This is a genomic window from Burkholderiales bacterium, from assembly GCA_035560005.1.
In the GTDB taxonomy this organism is placed as follows: Bacteria; Pseudomonadota; Gammaproteobacteria; order Burkholderiales; family Eutrophovitaceae; genus DASRFY01.
The window spans coordinates 1-9,107 of record DATMAN010000055.1 but is presented as its reverse complement, the minus strand read 5'-3'; the positions used below and the strand labels follow the sequence as shown (position 1 = coordinate 9,107).

The following is a 9,107-nucleotide window of genomic DNA, read 5'->3' as shown; positions in this document are numbered from 1 at the left end:
CTGGACATGCAGGAGTATCACGAATGGGCGGCTGCCTGCGCCGCCGCCCGAGAGGGCAACAACGTTGTTGCCCTCTCGGGCTGAAACCCAATCGTCATTAACCGGCTCGGAGCAGATTTACAGCAAATTTCGGACTTGACTCGCCACTGCTGCGGGCTCATGAACGGTCCCGTCACGAAGTGTTCCCCGGACTTGCAGCTCTTGCCGCACTCAGGTTCGTGATGGCGCGCCGCATCCAGCGCCTTCTCGCGGCGCGATTCGAACGCACGCTGATAAGCCTGAGCGGCGTCTTCGACCGCGTTGTCTCCTATGCCGTTGCCCACGACCAGCTCGTGAAAGAAACGAGCGCTCGGCGGACAGGCCAGCGCTTCTTCGATCGGCGCGCCGATTTCCTTCTTCTTCTTGCCGCGCTTTTTCTTGTGCCCGCCGTCGAACTTCTTGTCGTCCTTCTTGCCCATGCAATCCCCGAGGATTGAAAGTGACCGCTGACTCGGTAGCTGCTCTATACACTGAAACCGATGCGCTTTGCCACCCCCGCCCGGGTGGATCGCCCCTGCTGCCAGTCTGATCTCTTATGCCGTGCTCTGCCGCCACTGTGCACTCCCTGTTCACCGAGTTGCCGTTCCTGCAGCGTTTCGAGGTCGAAGGGCACGCCTCCGAAACAGTTCGGGCGCACCATCGGCTTGGTGCGCCACCTCCAAGCTCGCCGGCGTGAGCCGACGTCGGCGTGATCGACCACACGTACCTGATCGAAGCGCTTGGCTACCGGGGAGGGATCGCTTGCGAATACCGACTCAGGGCGGGCGGGTGGGTGGGAGGACTCGATTGGTGCGCCAGAGACGGCATCGGGGTCACGGACGCCGACCGGACTAGGGGAGCTGCGCGATGAGTTCGCGCGCCGCCCGCTCGACGATCGCGGAGAACGTCACGCCACGGCCACCGGGCGATTCGTCTCTGAACGTGACTTCGTTGATGCCCTCCCAGACGATGATGCCGTCGCTGCTGTCCCAAATCTGAAGGAAGAGGCGGATGTGCGCGCTTTGCGCCGAGCGCATCTGGATACCGAGCAGGCTCGGTCCAACCACCAGCTCCCGCCTGAAGTCGGACAGCTGCAGCAGGGCGAAATAGCGCGCGCCGGTGAGGCCGCGCAGCCGGGCCAGCGTGTCTCGATCGAGCACTCCGGCGCCGCGAAACCCTTCGTACATCTTCTGATACTGACGGCCGAACCCGGCGCGGTTCACCGCGCCCAACGTCTGCGCCAGCGGCACGATGCGCACCTGCGGACGCGCGTTCGCCAGCACGTCCGCGAAGACCAGCGCGAGGGCGTTCTTGTCCTCTTCGTTGCCGCTGCCCGCCACCGGAGTGAGAAAAGCGAGGCCCGCTGCCTCCAGCAGGCCGCTCTCGATCAGCGGCGTGTTGGCCTTGGGAGCGGAATGGGACTGCCGCGCGGTGGAGCAGGCAGTGCTGCACACGATGAGCGCGCACCCGAGCAGGGTTGCGAGGGTCGATCCGGGCGCGGACATGGCAGACGTCGTTGTTCGCTTCCAGCGCTGAGCGCGCCGGGGCGATTGTAGAGCAACAAACGAGAAACCCCGCCGCGGCGGGGTTTCGCGCGAAGCGAAGAGCTCTTCAGCCGGCCGAGAGACAGCTTTTCATGAACTTCTTGCGCTCCTCGCCCTTGAGGCTCTTGGCGGAGGCTTTTGCGTTGCACGACTTCATTCTCTGTTGCTGCGCGGTGCGCTTTGACTGCGCCGCGGGATTTGGCTGCGCGACCTCGCGGTCTTCAGCCGCTTCCGGGGCACTCGGGCCCTGGTCGGCTTCCGTGTTCTGCTTCTTTGAAGACAGGCATTGCTTCATGAACTGCTTTCTGGCATCGCCCTTGAGCTGCTGTTTGCCGGCATCCGCATTGCAGGCCTTCATCCTCTCCTGCTGCGGGGTGTCGGCCGGTGCTGGGGCGGCGGCAAGTGCGAAGACGGCGGCAATGACGAGATGTTTCGTTTTCATTGTTTCTTCCTCGATGTTTCCAACCGGTGGAAAGGCCGCGCCGCGCGACGGCGCGGTGCTTCAGCGCCCGCCCGCTGCCGCCGTCGACGGATCGTGCGATGACAACGGCGCGAGCGCGCCCTTCGCGTCAAACGCCCACGGCCGCGCCGGCGAAACGATCTGGAAGTGTTCCGGTCTGCCCTTGACTTCGGCGAGCAACGGCTCGGAGACCTGGATCTGCCCGAGCTCGAGCGTGTTGCGAATGCGCACGATGCGACAGCGCTCGGGCTTGACACGCACCACGGTCTTCACCGCGAGCGCGATGGCCTCCCGATCGGTATTCATCACGACCGGGATCGCCGCCCCGTCTAGGTTCATCGAGGTGACGATGTTGGCGTAAGTGGCGCCCACGTCCATTTCCCGGAAAAGACGCATGGTGATCACGTCCGCGCCGCCGATGCCGGTGGCGTTGCCATGGCTCTCCGGGGTGAGTCCCAGCACGACGATCTTCTTCACGAGCGGATCTGCCTTCCAGGCCACCGCGCGGCGATTGCGTCCGGTGATGTTGGGATCGAACCCGGCACCGCTCACATTCTTGCCCATTTCGTCGATCACCAGCACGTCGATCTCGGAGAACAGCAGCCGTGGCATGAGGCGCTTGGCCATGGCCTGCAGCGAGGGCTCGCGCTCGCCGATGCGCTCGGACGGGATCAGCTCGATGTGCGCGGTCTGGTCGTAGGCGTTCTCGACGATCCCGACGCCGAACAGCACGTTGCGTGCTTTCAGATGCGCATCGCGCACCCGGGGCAGCAGCTCCGCAAAGGTATCCATGCCCTGTGCATGATAGGTCGCCGCGCCGAGGATCTTGCCGATGCCGATGGAGAGCATCTTGGTGATCCCGCTCTCGGTCGGCCCGCGAAAAGCGGTATGTGGCTTGACGCGGTTCACCACGACGATCGCATCTGCCTCAGCGGCAAAACGGTCCATGTGCACCGGCGTGCCGTCGGGAAGATGGCCCACGATCACAGTGTCCATGGTGGCTCGGATCGGTACCCCGATCGCCGCCTCGGTGATGCCGTAGGCTTCCAGCACCCTTTTCTGACCCTCGGCGGTGGCTGCACCATGGCTGCCCATCGCCGGGAAGATGAACGGACGCGCGCCGAGCGCCAAGAGCTCGCGGACGACGCACTTTACGATGAGCGCGATGTTGGCGATGCCGCGGCTGCCGCACCCGACTGCGACGACCTGGCCGGATCTGAGACGCGATCTAATTTCCGGCTTGGCGAACTCCGCGGCTACGGTCCCGGGAATATCGGACAGACGCGGCGCCTCGAACTTCTGTCGCACCGCAATCATGCGCGGCAGCGGAAAATCCAGTCCGCCGACCACTTCGACTTGCACGCGATCTCCGATCATCTCGGACTTCCTTGCGGCCTTCAGGCCGGCGGTTGGTAGACTGGAACGACGTAGGGTCCTTCGGGAATCACGGCCATTTCGCGGTCGCCGCTGCGCTCCACGCAACTTTGCAGGGCCGCCTCGACCGAGTCAACTACATGGACCCCAGTGAGGACGCGCTCCTCGGCTTTGAGCCCGTCGCTGTAGAGGTACACGCGGCCCGCGCGCATCGGCTTGAGCTGCATCTGAGTCTGCCATTCGTCGATGTCGGCGAAGCGCTTGCCGCTGAGCCCGGCACAGAACCCCTCGACGCCTTGCGCGATCAGGCGGCGCTGGGCGGCGGCGTATTCCGCCGATCCCAGCCCCTCCGAGCACTGCGAGGCGACAATCAGGTCGCCGCCGGGCTCGAGGATGTCGAGCGGACCCACCATGCCCTTGACCGTCTGGTAATAAGTCTTGTCCAGCGGATAGCCGGCGGCACTCGTGAGCACCGTGCGGAACCGCCTACCCACCGGCACGCGGGCATAGCGCTCGACGAAACCCACCGCCTCGAGATGGCTGTCGATCACCTCTCCATAGTTGACGAACGACAGGCGCCGGTGCTCGTCGATCACGGTGTTGACCGCCAGCACGCGCCCCAGCATGCGCACGATCGCCAGCTGTTCTTCGTGCAGCGGGTTGCCCTGCAGGACGCAGTTCTCGGCGCGAGGATGCGCCATGAAGCGCGCGCTGTGGAAGGTGGTGATCGTGTCCTTGTGCGCGACGCCGGGAGCGATGACTTTGCGCCCGCCCGAGTAACCGGCCATGAAGTGCGGCTCGACCAGGCCGGTGACAATCTTCAGGTCGGCTTCGACGAAACGCCGGTCGAGCTTGACCGGTGTGCCGCGCGGCGTGGCGCCAAGGTCCACGTGGTCGGCGTCGTTGCGCGCGAAATGGTTCTCCACCCGGAAGCTCTCCAGAACCCAGCGGTCGCCGACCAGTTCGGCGAGCTCTTTGCCTTCGTTGGGCCGGTGCAGTCCCGTGGCCACCAGGACGACGATCTTCTCCCGGCGCAGACCGGCCTCGAGGAGCTGATGCAACAGCGGCGCAAGCAGCAGCGTATTGGGCACCGGACGGGTGATGTCGCAGATCAGCACGCAGGCTGAGCGCGCGCCCCGCGCCTCCTCGGCCAGCGGGCGCGCCGACACCGGGCGCTCGAGTGCCATTCGCACCGCCGCCTGGGGGTCGCTCTCCACCGGCATGGGCGGCTTGCGGATCACCGTGACGTTCCAGCGCTCGTCCAATTCAACGGGCAGGGCGCCTTTGCCGTAATTGAGTTCTACGCGCATGGTGTGCTGCGAGTCGGGTCGGCCGAAATATAGCACTCGCGGGAGGGGCGCTCATCCCTGCAGCAAGCGCACCATGACGCGCAGGAACAAGGCGAGCGCGCACGCATTGGCCAGCAACGCCAGCAGCGTGGGGACCACCAGCCACGCGTGCGGCGCCGCGGCGCGCCAAGCTTGCCAGCCGATCAGCAGACCTGCCGCGGACAGGGTCGGCAGCAACAGCGCGATCGGAAGCGAAACCAGATAGGAGAGGACAGCGGCGTCCCTCGCCTCGGGGAGCTGCAAAGCGCTCGCAATCCACAGCGTGGCGGCGCCCACCGCCAGACTGAACGCCACGCCGCCCGCCGGCCGCCGCTGCCACCAGCGCTGCGGAGATGCCGTGCCCTCTCCCTCCATTTCACGCTTCCCTCTTACCGGACATCGGACGCGGTCGCCGTCGCGCTTCCAGAACATGCCGACCCCATGGCGTCGCACCTTATCAGAGGGAGGAGTGCAGCGGCGGCGAGCCGCGCCGGTTCGGCTGCAACCGGGTTGACCGAGCGCTGCGACCAGAACTATATTACTGACCGGTCAGTCATTTTCTAGGGTTCAGCAGAGTTTGCGGTCACCGGGCGTCGCTGCGGGTCAGCACGCCATACCGCTCGAAGGCTTTGGGCGGGCGGCGGCGCGGAAAGAAAAGGAGAAGCGCATGAATGCTCCATACCCGGCGGCGCTGTTGCAGCCTCCCGAAGCGCCGCTTGCGGTCGAGCCGTGGACGATCCGGCCCGAATCGGTTCGCCTGACCAGTCGCTCCCTCGGCTGGCCGCTCAATATCGAGCGCCGAGAAGTCGAACCGTCCTCGCACTGGCTGCCGGGCGGAACCACGCACCACCTCGTATTCGTCAGTCTGGCACAAGGGCGTTGCGTTCGGGCCAGCGAAGAGGAACTCACCGAGACGCAATTCGAAGCCGGCCAGGTGTCGATCCACCCTGCGTTCAAGCCGGTGCGCTGGGAATGGGACACGCGATTGTCCTTCGTGCTCCTCTGGCTAGAGCCGCAATTCCTGGAGAAAGTCGCCGAGGAAGTTTTCGACCTGAGCCCGGAGGCGGTCGTCCTGAAGGCCGTTGAAGGACAACGTGATCCTTTCATCACCCAGATGGCGGGACTTCTGATCCGCGAAGTCGTCAATGGCGACGCGGCGAGCAGCCTGCTCGCGGCCTCGGCAGCCACTCAACTCGCGATCCACTTGCTGCGCCATTACAGCGCACGACCTCAGCCCGCGCCTGCCGGCCGGGGTCTTGTCGCGCCCCGCGCGGTGACGCTCGCGACCCAATTCATCCACGAGAACTATGCGCGCGACATCAGCCTGACCGATATCGCCGCAGCGGCTCACCTGAGTCCGTTCCATCTGGCGCGGCTCTTCAAGAAGGCCACCGGTCGCACCACGCATCAATACCTGGTGGAGATACGGGTCAACAGCGCACGCGCGTTGTTGACTGCGGGGGCAGGCGCCCGCTCGCTCGCCGATGTAGCGGCAGCCGTCGGGTTCGCCGACCAGAGCCACTTGACGCGGCACTTCAAGCGGGTGCTCGGCATGACGCCCGGGCAGATCAAGCAATAACGTCCAAAACTTGAGCAATGGTTTTCAATAGCCGCAGGCTCGCGGTCGATATCGTGGCGACTGCAGGAGCGCGACCGATGAACGGGCCGGGCGTTCATGGGACAGAAAGGAGCTGCAAGCCATGATTCGCAAACTCCTTGCATCCGCTTTCGCGGCGGCGTTCGCCGTTCCCGCGCTGGCCGAGACCGGTGTGGGCCTGAGCAGCATCGACAACGTGGCCAGTGTGTACGGCCGCGCCGCAATTCCCGCCGTGAAGGTCAGCGGCACCGTGGTCAGCTCGGGCGCCGACGTCAACATGTCCGGGCGTGCCCTCGCTCCGGCAGCCGCGGTCAAGGCGGTGGAGAGTGCTGGACGAGGGTTTCGGCCGCTCGTAAGCGCCCGGTGCCGCGCGGTCCAGCCCGGCGTCTGCTCCTCCCTTCGGGCGCCGGGCTCGAACCGCTGCGAAGCGTCAACCGACTCCGTTCGGTTCGCGCTTTCTTTGCCAGTTTGACCCTCGGGCGCGAATAACTGCCCCTTTGAGCCGCCCGTTTGACAGCCAGGCAAACAGTTCGGGACACTGCGCGCTTTACGATGTGGTTCCTCGATGGACGCCATTGAGCAAAAACTCGCGGCGCTCGGCCTGCAGCTGCCCGAGCCGGTCAAACCAGCGTTCGAGTACGTCCCGGTGGCGATCCATGGCGAGTGGGCGTACGTCAGCGGTCAGCTCCCGCGTCTGAATGCCCACACGGTAGTGACTGGAAAGCTCGGCGTTGATCTGGACGTTGAGCGTGGCCGGGAAGCAGCCAGGCTGTGCACCCTGCACGCGCTGGCCAATCTGCGCTCCACGCTCGGCACACTGGAACGGATTGCAGCGGTTGTGAAACTGACCGGGTTCGTCGCCTCGGCACCGGGGTTCACCCAGCAGCCGCAGGTTGTGGATGGGGCGTCGCGGCTGCTCGCCGATGTCTTCGGTGAGCGCGGCCGGCACGCGCGCAGCGCCGTGGGTGTTGCCGAGCTGCCGCGCGGCGCGGCCGTGGAGATCGAGATGATCGTCGCGCTGCGTGGATAAGAGCAATCCGGCGCGCTCGCGACGTGCGCAGCCTGACCTCGCGCCGCGTGGTCGCGCACATTTCCGAAGGCGAGGAAGAACGAATGAAATACAACAAACTCGGAGACGGTGCGCTGCAGGTTTCGGAGGTCTGCCTGGGTACGATGACGTGGGGCGAGCAGAACGATGAAAGGCAGGCGCACGAGCAGCTCGACTACGCGGTCTCACGCGGCGTCAATTTCGTCGACGCCGCCGAAATGTACCCTGTGCCGCCACGCGTCGAAACACAAGGGCGTACCGAGTCCATTCTCGGCAACTGGCTGAAGAAGCAGCGCCGCGACAAGCTCGTCGTCGCCACCAAGGTGACCGGGCCGGGGCGCGGCTTCCACTGGATTCGCGGCGGCGAGCTGGCCATCAATCGCAAGAACGTCTTCGCCGCGGTCGAGGGCAGCCTGCGAAGGCTGCAGACGGACTGCATCGATCTCTATCAGATCCACTGGCCGGATCGATACGTGCCGTCGTTCGGCAAGCTGTTCTACGATCCGGCCGAGGAGCGTCCGACCGTGCCGATCGCGGAGCAACTCGGCGTCTTCGCGGAATTGATCAAGGCTGGCAAGATCCGCGCATTCGGCCTGTCCAACGAAAGTGCGTGGGGAACGATGCAATGGCTGCGCGCCGCCGAAGGCGCCGGGCTCCCGAAACCCGTCTCGATACAGAACGCCTACAACCTGATCAATCGCAGTTTCGAGCCGGCGCTCTCCGAGGTGACACGCAGGGAAGGCATTCCGCTGCTGGCCTACAGCCCGCTCGCGTTCGGGCATCTCGCGGGCAAGTACCTCGGGGGCGCGAAGCCGGCAGGCGCACGCCTCACGCTCTTTCCGCCGTTTGGTCAGCGCTACATCAAACCCAATGTGGAGCCGGCGGTAACGGCCTATGCCGCGCTGGCGCGAAAGCGGGGGCTGAGCCCTGCAACGCTGGCCATCGCCTTTTGCCGCAGCCGCTGGTTTTGCGCCAGCACCATCGTGGGTGCCACCAGCCTGGCGCAGTTGAAGGAAGACATTGATGCGGCTGCCGTGGATCTGGCGCCGGACCTGCTCGCCGAGATCGATGACATCCATCTGCGCTTCTCCAATCCCGCCGTGTGACTTTGGGGTCGGCAAGAATCGCTCCGGACAGACGCAAGGGTTTGACACGACTTGGCTTCCTGCCGATAATTCGCCGTTTTCGTTCGGAGGGGTTCCCGAGCGGTCAAAGGGGGCAGACTGTAAATCTGTTGGCTCAGCCTTCGAAGGTTCGAATCCTTCCCCCTCCACCAAAAAAATTAGAGAGTTAGTCGGAGTCGGGAAGACCGGCGCGGGCGCCTGTTGCGGACGCGATGGCACGCTGCCGGTGAAAGGACAAGCCCGGCGGGTGTAGCTCAATGGTAGAGCAGAAGCCTTCCAAGCTTACGACGAGGGTTCGATTCCCTTCACCCGCTCCAGATCGATGGGTCAAGGCAGTTTCGATGCTGCCCATGTAGCTCAGTGGTAGAGCACTCCCTTGGTAAGGGAGAGGTCGCGCGTTCAATCCGCGCCATGGGCACCAAAACAATCTCTACAGGGAAGCTTCCGGACAAGGCAGAAGACGAGGAAACCAGATGGCAAAGGGCAAATTTGAGCGTACCAAGCCGCACGTGAACGTAGGCACGATTGGGCACGTGGATCATGGCAAGACCACGCTGACGGCGGCGATGACGCACGTGCTGTCGAAGAAGTACGGTGGGGAGGCCAAGAGCTAC

The 9,107-nt window shown here is 64.8% G+C and carries 11 protein-coding genes and 3 tRNA genes; 8 read left to right on the top strand and 6 right to left on the bottom strand.

Features of this window, described 5'->3' with window-relative positions; translation table 11 throughout:
• Positions 1 to 17: 17 nt before the first annotated feature.
• From VNM24_08045 to VNM24_08020, 6 genes are all read right to left on the bottom strand, one after another.
• On the bottom strand, positions 18 to 458 hold the full coding sequence (locus tag VNM24_08045; GenBank protein ID HWQ38548.1) for a hypothetical protein: 441 nt from the start codon (positions 456 to 458) through the stop codon (positions 18 to 20).
• Positions 459 to 869: 411 nt separating this feature from the next.
• On the bottom strand, positions 870 to 1,523 hold the full coding sequence (locus VNM24_08040; GenBank protein HWQ38547.1) for a hypothetical protein: 654 nt from the start codon (positions 1,521 to 1,523) through the stop codon (positions 870 to 872).
• A 106-nt stretch (positions 1,524 to 1,629) separates the two neighbouring features.
• On the bottom strand, positions 1,630 to 2,004 hold the full coding sequence (locus tag VNM24_08035) for a PsiF family protein (protein HWQ38546.1): 375 nt from the start codon (positions 2,002 to 2,004) through the stop codon (positions 1,630 to 1,632).
• Positions 2,005 to 2,064: 60 nt separating this feature from the next.
• Positions 2,065 to 3,399: a lactate racemase domain-containing protein gene (locus VNM24_08030; protein ID HWQ38545.1), complete on the bottom strand. Its 1,335-nt coding sequence runs from the start codon at positions 3,397 to 3,399 to the stop codon at positions 2,065 to 2,067.
• 20 nt (positions 3,400 to 3,419) lie between these two features.
• Complete coding sequence (larA, locus tag VNM24_08025) at positions 3,420 to 4,706, bottom strand: nickel-dependent lactate racemase (protein HWQ38544.1); 1,287 nt, start codon at positions 4,704 to 4,706, stop codon at positions 3,420 to 3,422.
• Positions 4,707 to 4,757: 51 nt separating this feature from the next.
• Positions 4,758 to 5,099, bottom strand: a complete 342-nt coding sequence (locus tag VNM24_08020) for a hypothetical protein (protein HWQ38543.1) — start codon at positions 5,097 to 5,099, stop codon at positions 4,758 to 4,760.
• 292 nt (positions 5,100 to 5,391) lie between these two features.
• On the opposite strand from VNM24_08020, the gene VNM24_08015 reads away from it, so the two are divergent.
• The 8 genes from VNM24_08015 to VNM24_07980 all read left to right on the top strand — a co-directional run.
• Entirely contained in the window at positions 5,392 to 6,303 is a 912-nt protein-coding gene (locus tag VNM24_08015; protein ID HWQ38542.1) for an AraC family transcriptional regulator, read from the top strand.
• A gap of 121 nt (positions 6,304 to 6,424) precedes the next feature.
• The gene (locus tag VNM24_08010; GenBank protein ID HWQ38541.1) at positions 6,425 to 6,793 is read left to right on the top strand and encodes a hypothetical protein; all 369 of its coding nucleotides are present in this window, start codon (positions 6,425 to 6,427) and stop codon (positions 6,791 to 6,793) included.
• Positions 6,794 to 6,886: 93 nt separating this feature from the next.
• Complete coding sequence (locus tag VNM24_08005; protein ID HWQ38540.1) at positions 6,887 to 7,351, top strand: RidA family protein; 465 nt, start codon at positions 6,887 to 6,889, stop codon at positions 7,349 to 7,351.
• An 83-nt stretch (positions 7,352 to 7,434) separates the two neighbouring features.
• Complete coding sequence (locus VNM24_08000; protein ID HWQ38539.1) at positions 7,435 to 8,475, top strand: NADP(H)-dependent aldo-keto reductase; 1,041 nt, start codon at positions 7,435 to 7,437, stop codon at positions 8,473 to 8,475.
• An 85-nt stretch (positions 8,476 to 8,560) separates the two neighbouring features.
• A tRNA-Tyr gene (locus VNM24_07995) sits at positions 8,561 to 8,645 on the top strand.
• Positions 8,646 to 8,736: 91 nt separating this feature from the next.
• Positions 8,737 to 8,810, top strand: a tRNA-Gly gene (locus VNM24_07990).
• A 29-nt stretch (positions 8,811 to 8,839) separates the two neighbouring features.
• Positions 8,840 to 8,914 (top strand) — tRNA-Thr (locus VNM24_07985).
• Positions 8,915 to 8,966: 52 nt separating this feature from the next.
• The coding region (locus VNM24_07980; GenBank protein HWQ38538.1) for a GTP-binding protein at positions 8,967 to 9,107 on the top strand (141 nt) is incomplete at its 3' end.

Excerpts from the sequence above, each read along its gene's own strand:
- VNM24_08040 (HWQ38547.1), bottom strand. The coding sequence starts at position 1,523 with ATGTCCGCGCCCGGATCGACCCTCGCAACCCTGCTCGGGTGCGCGCTC.
- VNM24_08030 (HWQ38545.1), bottom strand. The coding sequence starts at position 3,399 with ATGATCGGAGATCGCGTGCAAGTCGAAGTGGTCGGCGGACTGGATTTT.
- VNM24_08005 (HWQ38540.1), top strand. The coding sequence starts at position 6,887 with ATGGACGCCATTGAGCAAAAACTCGCGGCGCTCGGCCTGCAGCTGCCC.
- VNM24_08045 (HWQ38548.1), bottom strand. The coding sequence starts at position 458 with ATGGGCAAGAAGGACGACAAGAAGTTCGACGGCGGGCACAAGAAAAAG.
- VNM24_08020 (HWQ38543.1), bottom strand. The coding sequence starts at position 5,099 with ATGGAGGGAGAGGGCACGGCATCTCCGCAGCGCTGGTGGCAGCGGCGG.
- VNM24_08035 (HWQ38546.1), bottom strand. The coding sequence starts at position 2,004 with ATGAAAACGAAACATCTCGTCATTGCCGCCGTCTTCGCACTTGCCGCC.
- larA (HWQ38544.1), bottom strand. The coding sequence starts at position 4,706 with ATGCGCGTAGAACTCAATTACGGCAAAGGCGCCCTGCCCGTTGAATTG.
- VNM24_08010 (HWQ38541.1), top strand. The coding sequence starts at position 6,425 with ATGATTCGCAAACTCCTTGCATCCGCTTTCGCGGCGGCGTTCGCCGTT.
- VNM24_08000 (HWQ38539.1), top strand. The coding sequence starts at position 7,435 with ATGAAATACAACAAACTCGGAGACGGTGCGCTGCAGGTTTCGGAGGTC.
- VNM24_08015 (HWQ38542.1), top strand. The coding sequence starts at position 5,392 with ATGAATGCTCCATACCCGGCGGCGCTGTTGCAGCCTCCCGAAGCGCCG.